Annotated in this window: 12 protein-coding genes; 7 read left to right on the top strand and 5 right to left on the bottom strand. The window is 63.5% G+C overall.

Annotated features, from left to right (window positions below; translation table 11 throughout):
* The 3 genes from IVB28_RS18495 to IVB28_RS18485 form a co-directional block, all read right to left on the bottom strand.
* The gene (locus tag IVB28_RS18495; RefSeq protein ID WP_247527998.1) at positions 1-2,076 is read right to left on the bottom strand and encodes a TRAP transporter permease; all 2,076 of its coding nucleotides are present in this window, start codon (positions 2,074-2,076) and stop codon (positions 1-3) included.
* A 234-nt stretch (positions 2,077-2,310) separates the two neighbouring features.
* A complete protein-coding gene (locus IVB28_RS18490) occupies positions 2,311-3,477 on the bottom strand; it encodes a TAXI family TRAP transporter solute-binding subunit (RefSeq protein WP_247527996.1) in 1,167 nt (388 codons plus the stop codon).
* 212 nt (positions 3,478-3,689) lie between these two features.
* Positions 3,690-3,911: an acetyl-CoA carboxylase biotin carboxyl carrier protein subunit gene (locus tag IVB28_RS18485; protein WP_247527994.1), complete on the bottom strand. Its 222-nt coding sequence runs from the start codon at positions 3,909-3,911 to the stop codon at positions 3,690-3,692.
* Positions 3,912-4,006: 95 nt separating this feature from the next.
* Here IVB28_RS18485 and IVB28_RS18480 point away from each other — a divergent pair, with 95 nt between their 5' ends.
* The 3 genes from IVB28_RS18480 to IVB28_RS18470 all read left to right on the top strand — a co-directional run bounded on the left by IVB28_RS18480 (position 4,007) and on the right by IVB28_RS18470 (position 8,244).
* The gene (locus IVB28_RS18480) at positions 4,007-4,981 is read left to right on the top strand and encodes a helix-turn-helix domain-containing protein (protein WP_247527992.1); all 975 of its coding nucleotides are present in this window, start codon (positions 4,007-4,009) and stop codon (positions 4,979-4,981) included.
* Positions 4,911-6,470, top strand: a complete 1,560-nt coding sequence (locus IVB28_RS18475) for a carboxyl transferase domain-containing protein (RefSeq protein ID WP_247527991.1) — start codon at positions 4,911-4,913, stop codon at positions 6,468-6,470. Before IVB28_RS18480 ends, IVB28_RS18475 begins: the two co-directional genes overlap by 71 nt.
* Before the next feature lie 76 nt (positions 6,471-6,546).
* Complete coding sequence (locus IVB28_RS18470; RefSeq protein WP_247527990.1) at positions 6,547-8,244, top strand: GMC oxidoreductase; 1,698 nt, start codon at positions 6,547-6,549, stop codon at positions 8,242-8,244.
* 194 nt (positions 8,245-8,438) lie between these two features.
* Here the strand turns inward: IVB28_RS18470 and IVB28_RS18465 are convergent, their stop codons facing one another.
* Complete coding sequence (locus IVB28_RS18465; RefSeq protein WP_247527989.1) at positions 8,439-9,914, bottom strand: FAD-binding oxidoreductase; 1,476 nt, start codon at positions 9,912-9,914, stop codon at positions 8,439-8,441.
* 497 nt (positions 9,915-10,411) lie between these two features.
* Here IVB28_RS18465 and IVB28_RS18460 point away from each other — a divergent pair, with 497 nt between their 5' ends.
* From IVB28_RS18460 to IVB28_RS18445, 4 genes are all read left to right on the top strand, one after another.
* Positions 10,412-11,821, top strand: coding sequence for a pilus assembly protein TadG-related protein (locus IVB28_RS18460; protein ID WP_247527988.1), 1,410 nt, complete (start codon positions 10,412-10,414; stop codon positions 11,819-11,821).
* Positions 11,822-11,831: 10 nt separating this feature from the next.
* A complete protein-coding gene (locus tag IVB28_RS18455) occupies positions 11,832-12,392 on the top strand; it encodes a TadE/TadG family type IV pilus assembly protein (RefSeq protein ID WP_247527987.1) in 561 nt (186 codons plus the stop codon).
* Complete coding sequence (locus tag IVB28_RS18450) at positions 12,392-13,045, top strand: TadE/TadG family type IV pilus assembly protein (protein ID WP_247527986.1); 654 nt, start codon at positions 12,392-12,394, stop codon at positions 13,043-13,045. The genes IVB28_RS18455 and IVB28_RS18450 overlap by 1 nt, the downstream gene beginning before the upstream one ends.
* Positions 13,046-13,255: 210 nt before the next feature.
* Positions 13,256-13,831 carry a peroxidase-related enzyme gene (locus tag IVB28_RS18445; protein ID WP_247527985.1) on the top strand — a complete coding sequence of 192 codons (576 nt, stop codon included), beginning with the start codon at positions 13,256-13,258 and terminating at the stop codon, positions 13,829-13,831.
* A gap of 409 nt (positions 13,832-14,240) precedes the next feature.
* Here the strand turns inward: IVB28_RS18445 and IVB28_RS18440 are convergent, their stop codons facing one another.
* A complete protein-coding gene (locus IVB28_RS18440; protein ID WP_247527984.1) occupies positions 14,241-15,530 on the bottom strand; it encodes an MFS transporter in 1,290 nt (429 codons plus the stop codon).
* Between the last annotated feature and the right edge of the window lie 96 nt (positions 15,531-15,626).

The raw sequence follows: 15,626 nt of genomic DNA, 5'->3' as shown, positions 1-15,626 counted from the left end.
TCAGGGTGCGCGCAACCCGTCCGGCACCATGGTCTGTCGCCGGATCAGGACAAGCGCCAGCAAGATTGTGGGCGCGAGGATGGCAAGGCCCAGCAGCGTCACCTGCAGCTGCGACAGTGGCATGATCCCGCCGCCCGGTGTCGCCACCACGAAGCCACCGATCACCAGCAGCACGCGGATTGGCCATTCCAGGGCGCCGGCGCCTCGCAAGTCGCCGACGAAAGGCTGGTAGCCCTGGATGCCGCCGCAGATAAACAGCGTCCCGAACGCAGCAAGACCCATCAGGCCGAGGGCGGCCAGATAGGGGCTCGGCCCCTGCAGCACCAGCACCGGATTGAGCACGAAGAAGAACGGCAGGAAATAGATGATGCTCCCGACCCACATCGATTCCCAGCCCGTCTTCATCGCCGGGGAGCCGGCGATGCCGGCTGCGGCGAACGACGCGATCGCGACCGGCGGGGTGATCGACGACAGCATGCCCCAGTAGAAGATGAACATGTGCACCGCCATGCGGTTGAGCCCGAGCTTCTCCAGCGCAGGCGCGACCAGGATGGCGAGGAAGATGTAGCAGGCCGTCGTCGTCAGGCCGAGGCCCAGGATCAGGCTGGTCAGAGCGCACATCGCCAGCAGCAGGAAGGGATTGTCCCCAGCAATATGCAAGAGGTCGTTGGCAAGGCTCGACACCACGCCGGTCATTGAGAATGCGCCGATCAGCAGGCCGCAGCCGGCGAGAATGCCGACGAGCTCGACGAAGGTGCGCCCGTTGACCTCAAGGAATTTGCCGATGGTCGCAAGCGTCCAGCGCGTGTCCTTGGAGAAGAGCTGGTTAAGCACGAGCAGCAGTGCGGTGGCGTAGAACGGCGCGTGGCTCTCGCGCTTGAAATAGAGCAGCATCACGATCAGCAGCGCGATCACGAAGACGTAGTACCAGCCGTCCTTGATCGTATCCATGACGCGCGGCAGCTCGGCGCGCGGGATGCCTTTCAGCCCGTGCCGCGCGGCGTAGGCGTCGACCTGCATGAACAGGCCGATGTAATAGAGCACGGCGGGAATGATCGCGGCGAGAGCGACCTCGGCGTAGCTGACGTTGAGGAACTGGGCGATCACGAAGGCGGTGGCGCCCATTACCGGCGGCGCCAGCACCGCGCCGGTCGAGGCGCAGGCCTCGATTGCGGCGGCATAGGAGGCGCGAAAGCCGCTCTTCTTCATGACGGGGATGGTCATGGTGCCGGCGGTCAGCACGTTGGAGATGATCGAGCCTGACATCATGCCCAGAAGGCCGCTGGCAAAGATGCAGACCTTCGCTGCGCCGCCGCGGAACGTTCCGCACATCGCGAAGGAGAGGTTGATGAAGAATTTGCCCGCGCCGGTCATCATCAGCGCGGTGCCGAACACGAGGAAGCCGATCACGGTGTCGGCGAAGGCCTGGATGGGAATGCCGAGCAGGCTTTCGCCAGACAGCACGTGATAGGCGGTTGCCTGCTCCAGCGTCGATTGCGTGCCGCGGAACGGGCCGAGCCAGCCGGATTCGGCGAACAGCGGATAGACGGTGAAGGGGAGCACGCTCAAGAGCAGGCTCCAGCCGCCGGTGCGGCGCAGCGCCTCCATCAGCATGACCCACATCACGAGGCCGGCGCCGATCACGCTGTTCGGCGCACCGCCGAACTCCCAGCCGGCCTCGGCCGCCTTGCGCACGCTCGACATCAGGAGCAGCGCTGCAGCAAAAGTCGCGACGAAGAGCAACAGGTCGTACCAGGGAATCCGATCGAGCGGTGCGCGCTCCGTGCCCGGGAAAATCAGGAAGGTGAAGGGCAGCATCAGCGCGATCAGGAGATAGAAATACTCCGTGTTGAGCTGGGTGTAGCCGATGAAGAAGCGGAGCGAGAATTGCTGGTTGATGCAGAGCAGGATCGTCGCCGCAGTCGCTGCGATCAACGTCCACCGCCAGGCACCGCGCAGGGTGCGCACGCGTGTCACCTCCGCTTCCTGCATGTTGCCGGCGGCGCCGTGCGGGTCGTCGAACACGACGCGCTTGGTCTCGTCCTGCGTTGCGGTGATCGTGGAAGCAGAAGACATCATTGATCCCGAAGCGTGGGCTGTTGAACGCAGATTAAACGAATGGCAGTTGTTTGAATCGTTGGAGCCGCGGGCTCAACCTCTCCCGCTTTCGGGAGAGGTCGGCGCCTAGCGCCGGGTGAGGGTTTTCTCCTCTGGGCGAATCTCCCAGTGAAGACACCCTCTCCCCGACCCTCTCCCGCAAGCGGGAGAGGGATCGCACCGTGGGCGCGGTAGGGATCAACCCCACCGCGTCTATTCATCGAACCCGTTCGGCATGTCGGCCTTCGCAAGCGCGGCGGCGCGCGTCTTCATCCAGCCGTCGAGGAACGCCTTGTCATCCGCGGGCGGATTTGACTTGCCGTACTCCGCCCATGCCGCGCCGAGCACCTCCTGCCGCTTGATCAGCTTGTTGTTGTGCGCCTCCTGGGCATCGCTCCAATGTCCGGCTTCCTTCAGCGCCTTCACCGCGCCGGGATGGACCGGCACCACCCAGTTCTTGGTCTGGCGGTCGGCCGCGAGACCGCCGGCGCCGGGCGCGGAATCCTTGTAGGCGTCGTAGTTCACGACCATCGCCTTGGTCATCGCATAGACCTGGTCGGCCGGCTGCGAGGCGTAGGTGACGAAGATCGGGTAGGGGTAGTTGCCGAGCTCGACGGGTTTGTCCGGCGAGATGCCGGCGCCGCAGGTAGCTAGCTGCGGGAAGAAGAACGATCCGATCTTCTGCATCCGCGCCCAGCCTTCCTTGTCCTTGGCCGGCAGCGGCGGCCAAATCAGGCCGCGCGGCGAAGTCTCGGCCTCCTTGGCGGGACCGGTGATGGTGGTGCCGAAGGCGGCGTCGACGTCGTTGTTGATCAGCCCTTTCCACATCGCGCCGTAGCTTGCGAATTCGACGACCTTGACGTCCTTTTGCGTCAGGCCGGCGAAGGCGAGCACCGCGAGCGAGTTCTGGTTCAGTGCGGGCGAGCCGACCACGAAGCCGACGCGCTTGCCCTTGAGGTCTTTCAGCTCCTTCACGCCGGTGTCGGCGGCCACGCCCAGCGAGCCGCAATTGCAGTCGACGGACGAGAGCAGGATCTGAAGCGGCTGCGGGCCCCATTCCCTGGCGCCGAATTCGAACACGCCCTCCTGCGCGAAATAGGCGCCCGATCCCATTGCCGCGGACACAGCGCGCTTGGCGCGCAGCGGCGCGAGCCGGGCGACGTCGTTGCCTGCGGGGAGCACGCGCACGTCGGAGCCGTATTTGTCCTTCAACATCTTGCCGACGCCCACCGCGATGTTGAAGCCGGCGGTTCCGGTGTCATAGGCCGTGAAGGTCAGTGTCGCCGGCAGCTTGACGTCTTCGGCGAACGAGTAGCGTGTAGACGCAAAAGAAATGCCTGCGACCAAGGCAGGCGCAAGCATGATCAGCCCACGAAGCATGTTTCCCTCCAACATTCCCCGCGTTCGCCGCGAGGATTTTCATTCTTTGTTTGAAACAGATTTTGTTTGTGATGGATCATGTCACCGCGAACAAGCGATGGCAACGCCGTACCGCGCATGCGTAGCGCTATCGCATTTGGCGCCCGCAATCGCCAAACTGACGGTGCGAGAGGCCCTCCGACAGATTGTCGCGGAAACGATGGGTAACGGACTCAGCTCGCGACAATAGCGACCGCCTGTCCCTCGGCAACGATGTCGTCGAGTTTCACCAGAAGTGATGTGATCGTGCCGTTGGCAGGCGAGGGCACCGGTATTTCCATCTTCATCGCCTCGACCACCACAATCTCATCGCCATCCCTAACGGTTCCTCCAACTTGGACGGGAGTTGCGCAGATCCGTCCCGCGACCTCGGTGACGATCTTAATTTCTGGCATGCCGTCGCCTTTTTGTTGTCGTCGCAAAATGCCTGAGGTAGCGTCGTCTGCAAGCGGAATTTAATTCCGCACAGCGGAACACAGTGGTAGGGAACATGGGACGACGATCCGAGCGGTTGAGTAGGCAAGGCGTGCTCGCTGGCGATGCCGGCGAGGGAGATGTCATCCAGGTGGTCTCGCGCGCGTTCGACGTGTTGCGATGCTTCGAGGGCCACGATAGTAGGCTCGGCAATCTCGAGATTTCAAATCGCTGCGGCCTGCCGCGCTCGACGGTGTCGCGGCTCACGCACACGCTGACGCGGATGGGACAATTGGTCTATCTGCCGCGTGATCAAAAATATCGCATCGGCCCCAGCGCGGTGGCGATGAGCGCTTCCATGATGAAGGGCGCGCAGCTGCGCAGCATGATCCGCCAGCGGCTCCAGGAAGTGGCCGAGCAAGTGCCGGGGACGGTCGGCTTCGTCATCCCCGATCGCTTCCATCTGGTCTATCTCCTGTTCGCGCGCTCGGCGACCGCACTTGGGCTGCACGAGGGCACCGGCAGCCGCATCTCGATGGCCTCGACCGCCGCGGGCGCGGCCTACACCGCGGCGCTGGCGCCGGAAATCGGCGATGCCTTCATCGCGGAGATGGAACGCGAAGCACCCGAGGCCGTGAAGATCCTGAAGCCGCGCATTGAAGCCAACCGGCACATGCTGCGCGAGCGCGGCTATGTCGTGGCCTGCGGCCTGTGGAGCCCACACATCAACGGGCTTGCGGTGCCGATCTGGTCACCGCAGTACCAGACCTTCGTGGTCGTCACGGTCGGCCTTCTATCAGCGATGTATGGCGAGGAGCGACTCCATGCCGAAGTCGCGCCACTGATGCTCGAGCTCGGCCGTTCGCTCGGCAGCCTGGTCGAGGGCGCGGAAGGCGACGTCTTCAACAACCGCATCCCGCGTAAGCCGGTCGCGATGGCCGTGCATAACAATAACAAGCCGATCAATTCGGAGGGAGTGAATGAACTGGAAGCCGGAACTCGACGAGCTCGCCCGGCGCGAAGCCTTCGCGCGGGAGATGGGCGGCGTTGACAAGGTCAAGCGACAGCATGACCAGGGCCGGCTAACTGTTCGGGAGCGTATCGACAAGCTGATCGACAGAGGCAGCTTCCACGAGATCGGTGCCGTCTCCGGCATCGGTGAGTACGATTCCAGCGGCGAGTTGCAGAAACTGACGCCGGCGAACTGCGTGTTCGGCCGCGCGCGCGTCGATGGCCGCACCGTGGTCGTGGTCGGCGACGACTTTACCGTGCGCGGCGGCTCCGCTGACGCATCGATCTCGGCAAAACCGTTGATGGCGGAGGAGATGGCGCATGATTTCCGCCTGCCCATCATCCGCATCATCGAAGGCTCCGGCGGCGGCGGCTCGGTCAAGACCATCGAGACCAAGGGCGCGGCCAATCTGCCGGGCGGCATCGGTGGCACGCGCTGGTATCGCTTCACGACGGAGAATCTATCGCGCGTGCCGGTAGTCGCTCTTGGCCTCGGCTCGGTCGCGGGCTTAGGGGCCGCGCGTCTCGCGTCCAGCCATTATTCCATCATGACGCGGAACTCCGCGATGTTCGTCGCAGGGCCGCCGGTGGTGAAGGCGCTGGGGCAGGACCTCTCCAAGGAAGAACTCGGCGGCGCGGACATCCAGACCCGCGCCGGCGCGGTCGACCATGCCGTCGATACCGAGGAAGAGGCGTTCGCCTGCGCGCGGCGCTTCCTCTCTTATTTGCCCTCGTCGGTCTACGAGCTGCCGCCGACCTTGCCCTGCGCCGACAAACCCGAGCGCAGCGAGGAAGCGCTGCTGAACGCGGTGCCGCGCAACCGCAAGCAGGTCTACAAGATGCGGCCCATCATCGAGTCCGTCGTCGACAAGGGTTCGTTCTTCGAGGTCGGCAAGAACTTCGGCAAACCCCTCATCGTCGGACTGGCGCGACTCGAGGGCAGGGCGGTGATGCTGCTCGCCAGCGACAGTTTTCACTATGGCGGGTCCTGGACCGCAGACGCCTGTCAGAAGGTGGTGCGCTGGGTCGACTTCGCCGAGACCTTCCATCTGCCCATCGTCTATCTCATGGATTGTCCCGGCTTCATGATCGGCCTCGATGCCGAGAAGGCGGCCACCATCCGTCACGGCGTCCGCGCCATGGCTGCGGTCAACCAGACCACCGTGCCTTGGTGCACTGTGATCTTGCGCAACGCTTTCGGTGTTGCGGGTGTCGTGCATCAGCCGGCCGATCGCTTCTCGATCCGCTACGCGTGGCCGTCGGCCTATTGGGGCTCGCTCCCGCTCGAAGGCGGCATCGAGGCCGCCTACCGCGCCGACATCGACGCGGCCGAGGACAAGGCGGCGAAGCTGGAAGAAATCCAGGAGCGCCTCAACAAGCTACGCTCACCGTTCCGCTCGGCCGAAAAATTCTGGGTCGAGGAGATCATCGATCCGCGCAAGACGCGCTCGCTGTTGTGCGAGTTCGCCCGGCTGGCAGAGCCCTTGCGGAAAGCGGGGCCGCCGGAGAACTTTTCGATCAGGCCATAGGGTTTGCGGCCCGTCGTTTGGGGGCCAAAACAATAACGCTAAGCTCCCCCAACAAGAACAAGAGGAAGCGCCAATCGTGTACGACTTCATCATCGTGGGCGGCGGCTCGGCGGGGTCCGTGCTGGCTCACCGGCTCTCGGCAAGGAGCGCCAACAAGGTCCTGCTGTGCGAAGCCGGGCAGGACACGCCGCCCGGCAACGAGCCGGCCGAGATCAGAGACAGCTATCCCGGCACCGCCTATTTCGATCCGCGCTTCCACTGGACTGAACTGAAGGTCACGACCCAGGTCGTCAGCCACAACAACCCGAATGAAGCGCGTCCGCCCTTGCGCAAATACGAGCAGGCGCGGGTGCTCGGCGGCGGCTCGTCGATCAACGGCCAGATGGCCAACCGCGGCGCGCCCACCGATTACGACGAATGGGACGCGCGTGGCGCTGTGGGCTGGAGCTGGGACGACGTGCTGCCGTTCTTCAAGAAGGTCGAGCGCGACCTCGATTTCGACGGCCCGTATCACGGCAAGGACGGCAAGATCCCGGTCCGCCGGATTCCGCGGGAGCACTGGACCAAGCATTCGCAGGCGCTTGCCGAGGCGTTCCAGCAGGCCGGCCATCAATATTTGCCGGACCAGAACGGCGAATTCGTCGACGGCTTTTTCCCGGTGACGCATTCCAATCAGGCCGAGCAGCGCGTCTCGGCCGCGATGGGCTATCTCGACCGCGAGACCCGCAAGCGTGCGAACCTGACGATTTCCACCGACACGCAGGTGCGTGAGCTGCTGTTCGAAGGCACGCAATGCGTCGGCGTGAAGGCCATCATCGGGGGCCGCGAGCAGGAGTTCCGCGGACGCGAGATCATCCTCTCCAGCGGCGCGATCCACTCGCCGGCGCACCTCCTGCGCGCCGGCATCGGCCCGGTCGGCCATCTCAAGGACCTGGGAATTCCGGTCCGGATGGGTCTAGCGGGCGTCGGCCAACGCCTGATGGATCACCCCTCCATTTCGTTGTCGTCCTACATCCGCCGCGGCGCGCGCATGAACGAGCATACAAGGCGCCACATGCAGGTCGGCCTGCGCTATTCGTCCGGGCTGTCCGGCGTGCCGAAGGGCGACATGTTCGTCGTTGTGCTCAGCAAGTCGGCCTGGCACGCGGTCGGTGCGCAGATCGGCTCGCTGCTCACCTTCGTCAACAAGACCTATTCCGAGACGGGCCAAGTCAAGCTTGCCTCGCGCGATCCCGCAGCAGAGCCGATCGTCGAGTTCAACCTGTTGTCCGACCGGCGCGACCTCGACCGGCTGATGAGCGGCTTCCGCAAGATGGCGTCCGTGCAGATGAGCGAGGCGGTCAGGGCGGTGACGGACAAGCCGTTCCCAGCCTCCTACACCGACCGCGTGCGCAAAATTGGTGTGGTCAATACAACGAACAGGATCTTGACCACGATCGCCGCGGCCCTGATGGACGGGCCGGCGGCGCTGCGCCACTACATGATCGACAATTTCGTCGTCGAAGGTTTCAGCTTCGAGGACGTCATCAACGACGACGAGGCGCTGGAAGCCTTCGTGCGCAAGGCGACGATCGGCGTGTGGCACGCCTCGTGCTCATGCCGCATGGGCCGGGCCGACGATCCGATGGCGGTGGTCGATACAGAAGGCCGCGTCAAGGGCGTCCAGGGCCTGCGCGTCGTCGACGCCTCGATCTTCCCGGTGGTGCCATGCGCCAATACCAACTTCCCGGTCCTGATGTCGGCGGAGAAGATCGCGGCTACGATCATGCGGTAGCGCGTCTCAGCGGCAGGGTGATGCTGCTGGGTCTGAGCGCGCGCCTCGCCCTTCGAGACGACCGCTCCGCGGTCTCCTCAGGATGAGGCTAAGCGGAATCTGTTGAGGTGCCGCCGCGCACTCCATCCTCATCCTGAGGAGCCCGCGTAAAGCGCGCGTCTCGAAGGATGGCCACAGGCGAGCTTCCTACGATGTCACAGCCGCAGCACCTTGCCCGGATTCATGATGTTCTGCGGATCGAGCGCGCGCTTGATGGTTCGCATGATGTCGAGCTCGGTCTTCGAGCGGTAGTGGCTGAGCTCGTCGAGCTTGTCGATGCCGATGCCGTGTTCGGCTGAGATCGAGCCGCCCATGGACGTGATGAGATCGTTCACCGCGCGGGTGATGGCGCCCTTGTATTGGGTCAGGGTCTGCTGATCCATGCCGAGCGGCCCCATGAACGAAAAATGCAGATTGCCATCACCGATGTGCCCCAAAGGATAGGGACGAATGCTCGGGAGAATGTCGCGCACGGCCGCAAGTCCCAGGTCGATGAACTCCGGAATCCTGGAAATGGCCACCGACACATCGTAGCTGAGCCCCGGCCCCTCGGCGCGGGAGGCTTCGGCGACGCTTTCCCGGATGCGCCACATGCTCTGCGATTGACTTCCGGTCTGGGCGATCACCGCGTCGATCACGCGTCCGGCCTCGAGTTGGTCGGCGAGGAACTGCTCCATCTTCTCCGTGATGCCGCCAGCCCCGTCCTGGCGCGCCCGCGAGGACGACCATTCGAGCAGCAGGTACCATGGCGTGTCCGCTCGAAGCGGATCCTGCGTGCCGGGAATGTGGCGGAGCACCATGTCGACGGCGGCGCGGCTCATCAGCTCGCAGGAGCCGACATTGTCCTCGGATGCGCTGTGGGCTTCCGACAGGATCTCCAGCGCTGCGCGCGGATCCCGGATCGCCAGCCACGCGGTGCAGACGTCCTTGGGAGCCGGCCATAGCTTGAGCACGGCCTTCGTGATGATGCCGAGCGTTCCTTCGGCGCCCATGAAGAGGTGCTTGAGGTCGTAGCCCGTATTGTCCTTCTTGAGCGCACGCAAGCCGTCCCAGACCTCGCCATTGGCCAGCACGACCTCGAGCCCCAGGACGAGATTGCGTGCATTCCCGTAGCGGAGCACCTGCACGCCGCCGGCATTGGTCGACAGATTGCCCCCGATCATGCACGAGCCCTGGGCGCCAAGGCTGAGGGGCAGGAACCTGTCGTGCCGGCTTGCTGTCTCCTGCAGAGCCTGCAGCACGCAGCCGGCCTCGACCGTCATGGTGTAACCGGTGGCGTCGACGTCCAGCACGCGGTTCATGCGGCCCAGCGACAACACGATGCCGGTGTGGGCGGGCCAGGGCGTGGCTCCGCCCATCAGACCGGTGTTTCCACCCTGCGGCACGATCGCGACCCCATGGTCATGGCAGAGCCTGACCACCTTCGCGACCTCCTCGGTACTGCCGGGACGAACGACGGCTCCGGCACGTCCAACCAGCAGTCCGCGCCAATCCGTCACGAACGGCTGCTTGCCGTGCTCGTCCTCGATGAGGCCCTTGTCACCGACGATCGTGCGCAGTGAATCGCGCATCTGCGCCGTCAGCGGAGCGGTTGGAATGATGGGTTCGGACGACGGACCGGCAGCCGGCATTTGTTTCCCCTGGGCGCATCTTGGTGTGCACTGCGCACGTGACGTGCGTCCGGGTATTGTCCACGTTTGCACCGTGAAGTCTAACGGCAATATGGCTCTACCTCAGCCCCGGAAAGCCAAAACGGGCAGGGCGTCTTGCCCCGACGGCTATGGGCCGATTTCGGATTTCCCGCTTGAGCTGCCCTGCACGAGGCCCGCCTGAGGCGCTCTTCGTCGGCACGCGCAAGTCGCGTTTCTTCCGGTATTCTACGGACGTTTCTTACCGTTTACCGCCAATCTCTGTGATCGCGTTTAAGCGACATTAATGATGCCTTCTCGATATGAGACATCTCGATCCCGTGCGGTTCCTGTTTGCGAATGGTCCGTAAGTGTTGATTAACGGAGCGCTCGACATATTCACCCGTGACGGGCGCGTGATGGGATCGAATCCCGGCAATCTCTTCCGTCGGTTTCAGGGAAAGGCCCGTGCCGCAACGACGGCAGCCAGGATGAACCACATGCTCCGCCGCGCAGTGCTCTGTTTCGCGACAGACCGGAAGGCCAACGTCGCCATCATTTTTGCGCTGACGCTGGTTCCTATCATCTTTCTCCTGGGCATGACCCTCGACTACACGCTGGCCCTGCGCAAACGAGAACAGTTGAACGCCGCCGCTGACGCGGCCGCGATCGCGGCCGTGAGGCCGGCGATGCTGACGCAGAGCGACAAGACCGTCGTCCAGGCGACGGCGGCTGCCGTCTTCGCCGCGAAGGCAAATCTTCCAGGGCTCTCTACCGTGCCGACGCCGACCATCACGGTCACGGATTCCGGTCTCGCGCGGACCATCACGGTTTCCTACACCGCGCAGTCCATCAACAATTTTCCCGGCGTGCTCGGCAAGCAGACCTGGGATGTCGCGGGCTCCGCAACGGCGCGGGCTTCGAGCGCGCCTAACATGAATTTCTATCTGCTGATGGACGACTCGCCGTCCATGGGGATCGGCGCGACCACGACCGATATCAGCAATCTCATCAAGTACACCGCTCCCGCTTACCAGACGGCAGGGGCCTCGCAAAATTGCGGCTTCGCCTGCCATCAAACCAATATCGCTCACGACGGCGGAACCAAGGATAACCTTGCGATCGCGCGGCAAAGAAACATCACCTTGCGCATCGATCTCGTGACGAGTGCCGTCAACCAGCTGCTTAATTCGTGGTCGAACTGCCCGCAGTCAGGCATTTCGGGGGGCGTCATGCAGTGCATGGCTGCGCTGAACAACACCACCTACAAGGCGGCGCTCTACACGTTCGACCTGGGTTTGAACACGCTGGCGACGCTGACCACCCCGACCGGCGCAGGAGCCCAGGTTTCCAGCATCTCGCTGATGCCGGTTGCCTATCAGAATTGCGTCGTTGTTTCGACCAACTGCAAGACCGACAACGGCACGGATATCGCCGGCGCGCTCAAGAGCCTCAACGACGTCATGCCCACTCCCGGGCTCGGCAGCAATGCGGCGAACGATACGCCGCAGGAAGTGGTATTCCTGGTCACCGACGGCGTCGAGGACAAGATCGCGGCGAGTTGCCCGAACGCGACCTTCGCCTCCAACAGTCGATGCCAGCAGCCGCTCGACACGACGATGTGCACGACCATCAAGAATCGGGGCATCAAGATCGCCGTCCTCTATACGGAGTATCTGCAGCTCATTGCAGATCCCGCGACCGGTATTCAGAAAACGGATAGCTGGTACATGAGCTGGATCGACAAATACGACCAGCCTACGTCCTCGACGGGCAAGATCGCGCAAAACCTCCAGGCGTGCGCCTCGCCCGGTTTCTACAAGAGTGTTCAGACCGGCGGTGATATTTCCACGGCGCTGACCGACCTTTTCATCAAGGTCGCGTCCAGCACAGCCAGCCTCGTGCAGTAGAGAAAGCGCCATGACGGGGCCGGATAGGGTGACAACCAAGAGACGCCGTAATCGCTGCGCCGCTTTCGCGCGCGACAGCAGGGGCGCCACGGCGGTCGAGTTCGCGCTCGTCGCCGCGCCGTTCCTCGCCCTCGTCATCGCACTCATTCAGACGTTTCTGGTGTTCTTCGCCCAGCAGATGCTCGAATCCGTCGTACGCCAGTCAGCGCGCCTTGTCATGACCGGACAGGTTCAGTCCGGCAACATGACTCAGGCGGTTTTCAAGCAGAAGGTCTGCGATCAGATCGTGATCCTGTTCAAATGCAGCGGCCTGATGATCGACATGCAGGTCGCGACCTCCTGGAGTTCCGCGAACACGGGGGTGCCTACCCTGACCTTCGATGCTTCGGGTAACGTCACCAATAGCTGGCAGTACGACCCGGGCGATGCCGGTGATGTCGTCGTGCTCCGCGTGATGTATGTGTGGCCGGTCGTGCTCGGCCCGCTCGGTTTCAACCTCTCGAACCTCAGCAACGGCAACCGGCTGATCATGTCGTCCACCGCGTTCCAGAACGAGCCAGGAGCTACCTGATGATCTCCGTCCTGTCATCTCGTGCTCGGCACTTTCTGACCGACGTCCGCGCGGTTGCAGCGACGGAGTTCGCCATCGTGACGCCGTTCATGCTGGTGCTCTATATCGGCGGCGTGGAACTCGGCAACGGGCTCGCCATGAACGTCAAGGTCAGCGCGACCGCGCACAGTGTCGCCGACATGATCACGCAGAACACGGCCGTCACGTCGACGCAGATGGACGGCATCCTCGCGGCTGCGACGGCCATCATGGCTCCATACCCGACCAAGAGCGGCAGCAGCTCGTTGATGACGATCACGGTCTCGGAAGTCTCGACCGACAGCAGCGGCAACGCCACTGTGCAATGGAGCAAGTCGACCAGTGCGAGTGGGGCCAGAAAGAAGGGTGATCCGATGACCTTGTCATCCTTTACCGCGCCCGGCGGCACCAGCAATGCCAACATCTCGCTCATCCTGAGCGAGGTGTCCTACGACTACGCGCCTAACCTGGGCTTCACGATCGCCGGTACCATCAAGCTGTCCGACAACTACTATTTGTTCCCGCGCTGCTCGACCAACGGCCCGTCCACCAAGACTCCACCCTATTACGACGTGAAATATCCGGCGACGACCACTTGCACCTGCGTCCAGCATTTGCAGCAGAAGACCTGTTAGTCTCGCGCGATCGGGCAGGGTTAGCTCACACGGCATTTTGCGCGAGCTGAGCTCGCGCCTCGTTCCTTGAGACGGCGCTTGCGCGCCTCCTCAGGATGGGGCTACTCAGAGGCAGGATTGCATCCCGTTGCGGACCATCCCATGGCCAGGGAGTGCGGCGACGCGTGATCGTACCGATTTCCATCGACCAGCCCGAAGGATGTTCAGGCCATGACCGAGGCACTTGCCGTCAGCCGCTTCCCTGTCCCTGATCTGGCCGACGTTCCCGACGACATCCGGGCCCGAATCCTGGCCGTCCAGGAGAAGTCCGGCTTCATTCCCAACGTCTTTCTCGTACTCGCGCACCGGCCGGACGAGTTTCGTGCGTTTTTTGCCTATCACGATGCCCTGATGGATAAGCCCGGCAATCTCACCAAGGCGGAGCGGGAAATGATCGTGGTTGCGACCAGCAATCTCAATCAATGCCAGTATTGCGTCATTGCGCATGGCGCGATCCTGCGCATCCGCGCCAAGGATCCGCTGATCGCCGATCAGGTCGCGGTCAACTACCGCAAGGCTGATATCACCGATCGGCAGAAGGCGATGCTCGATTTCGCCGTACGCGTCTCGACCGAGGCCTATAAGGTTTCTGAATCCGATTTCGCCACTCTGAAATCGCACGGGTTCACGGAAGAAGACACCTGGGACATTGCCGCGATCTCGGCCTTCTTCGGCCTCTCCAACCGGCTTGCCAACGTCACCAGCATGCGTCCGAACCCGGAATTCTACAGCATGGGACGCAGCTGACTGAGTTCGCATGTTCACTCAGGATGAGGCCAAGCAGCATCGGTGCTCGTTCAAGCGAGTGCCGCGTACCCGGTCCTCATCCTGAGGGCCCGCCGACGGCGGGCGTCTCGAAGGACGGCCGCAATGAAAAATGAGCCGCGAGAACGCGGAGGTGTGTTTGCCGGAAAAGCATATCTTCGAGCGAAGTGCGAACGAGAGAACGCGACCATGCACCTTGCGGCACTTGGGCAGCCTCGTGCCCCGGACGCGGCGCAGCATCTCTTCGACGATGCGCTGCAGAGCCGGGGCCCATGTGGCAGCGAGTGCTGTGGCTTCTGGGTCCCGGCTCTGCGCAGCAACGCCAAGAGCGTTGCAGCTTGACCAGGACACGGCCCCCACCTTACGCGCTCTCCGTCTCCCGGGTGCACGCTTACGCCATCGCCGGCTTCGGCTTGGTTTGCAGCGACAGCGCCAGCACGATCAGCGCGGCGAACACGCAGAGCGCGCCGGCGATGAAGAACGCGGGCAGATAGCTCTGATAGACCGTCCGCGACAAACCGGCTCCGAACGCCGCAGTGCCGGCGCCGAGCTGATGGCCGGCAAAGACCCAGCCGAACACCAGATTGGCGCGCTCGGGCCCGAACCTTTGCGCAGTAAGACGCACCGTCGGCGGCACCGTGGCAATCCAGTCGAGCCCGTAGAACATCGCGAAGATCGAGAGGCCGTAGAACGAGAAATCGCTAAAGGGCAGGAAGATCAGCGAGAGCCCGCGCAGCCCGTAGTACCAGAACAGGAGGTAGCGATTGTCGTAGCGGTCCGACAGCCAGCCGGACATGATGGTGCCGAAGAAGTCGAAGATGCCCATGGCCGCCAGCAGGCTCGCCGCCTGCACCTGCGGAATGCCGAAATCCAGGCACATCGGAATCAGGTGCACCTGGACGAGGCCATTGGTGGATGCGCCGCAGACGAAGAAGGTCGCGAACAGGATCCAGAACGTAGTCGACTTCGAGGCGTCGCGCAGCGTGCCGAGCGCAATGCCGGTGATCGAGCCATGGCTGACCGGCGGGGCGGGCAGGGGCTCGGTGCCTTCGTCGCCGAACGGGCGCAGGCCTAAATCGCCCGGGCGGTCGCGCATCACGAGCAGGATCGCCAGCGCCGAGACGCCGAGCATGATGCAGACGAAGCCGAGGGCGAGGCGCCAGCCGTAGCGTTCGGTGAGGCTTGCCAGCAGCGGCAGGAATACGAGCTGGCCAGTGGCGACACTTGCAGTCAGGATGCCGATGACGAGCCCGCGCCGCGCGGCGAACCAGCGCGTTGCGATGGTGGCGCCTAGCACCATCGCGGTCATGCCGGTGCCGATGCCGATCACGACGCCCCACAGCGCGATGAGCTGCCAGACCTGCGTCATGCCGAGCGAGGCGACCAAGGCTGAGACGACAATCAGTTGCGCGGTCAGCGTGACGTTGCGCAGGCCATAGCGGTTGAGCAGGGCGGCTGCGAACGGGGCCATCAGTCCGAACAGGATGAAACGGATCGACAGCGCGGACGAAATCTCGGCCGTGCTCCAGCCGAACTCTTTCTGAAGCGGGACGATGAACACGCCGGGCGCACCGACCGTGCCGGCGCTGATCAGCGCAGCGAGGAAGGTCACGCCGACCATCACCCAGCCGTAATGGATGTTGCGGCGGGACAATGCTGCCGCGAGCCAATTCGAGATCATTGGGTCTCAGTCGTGGTTGGCGAGCCGCAAGGGACCCGCATAATCGTTGCAATCTGGCACAAAGAAGGGAAGTCTAAAATGCCAGACTTCCCTCGA

The organism is Bradyrhizobium sp. 199, assembly GCF_023073355.1.
Taxonomy (GTDB): Bacteria; Pseudomonadota; Alphaproteobacteria; order Rhizobiales; family Xanthobacteraceae; genus Bradyrhizobium.
The sequence above is the reverse complement of the archived record's forward strand: the minus strand, read 5'-3'. Positions and strand labels throughout refer to the sequence as shown.

Excerpts from the sequence above, each read along its gene's own strand:
- IVB28_RS18490 (WP_247527996.1), bottom strand. The coding sequence starts at position 3,477 with ATGCTTCGTGGGCTGATCATGCTTGCGCCTGCCTTGGTCGCAGGCATT.
- IVB28_RS18460 (WP_247527988.1), top strand. The coding sequence starts at position 10,412 with ATGCTCCGCCGCGCAGTGCTCTGTTTCGCGACAGACCGGAAGGCCAAC.
- IVB28_RS18450 (WP_247527986.1), top strand. The coding sequence starts at position 12,392 with ATGATCTCCGTCCTGTCATCTCGTGCTCGGCACTTTCTGACCGACGTC.
- IVB28_RS18475 (WP_247527991.1), top strand. The coding sequence starts at position 4,911 with ATGAACTGGAAGCCGGAACTCGACGAGCTCGCCCGGCGCGAAGCCTTC.
- IVB28_RS18495 (WP_247527998.1), bottom strand. The coding sequence starts at position 2,076 with ATGTCTTCTGCTTCCACGATCACCGCAACGCAGGACGAGACCAAGCGC.
- IVB28_RS18455 (WP_247527987.1), top strand. The coding sequence starts at position 11,832 with ATGACGGGGCCGGATAGGGTGACAACCAAGAGACGCCGTAATCGCTGC.
- IVB28_RS18480 (WP_247527992.1), top strand. The coding sequence starts at position 4,007 with ATGGGACGACGATCCGAGCGGTTGAGTAGGCAAGGCGTGCTCGCTGGC.
- IVB28_RS18485 (WP_247527994.1), bottom strand. The coding sequence starts at position 3,911 with ATGCCAGAAATTAAGATCGTCACCGAGGTCGCGGGACGGATCTGCGCA.
- IVB28_RS18445 (WP_247527985.1), top strand. The coding sequence starts at position 13,256 with ATGACCGAGGCACTTGCCGTCAGCCGCTTCCCTGTCCCTGATCTGGCC.
- IVB28_RS18440 (WP_247527984.1), bottom strand. The coding sequence starts at position 15,530 with ATGATCTCGAATTGGCTCGCGGCAGCATTGTCCCGCCGCAACATCCAT.
- IVB28_RS18465 (WP_247527989.1), bottom strand. The coding sequence starts at position 9,914 with ATGCCGGCTGCCGGTCCGTCGTCCGAACCCATCATTCCAACCGCTCCG.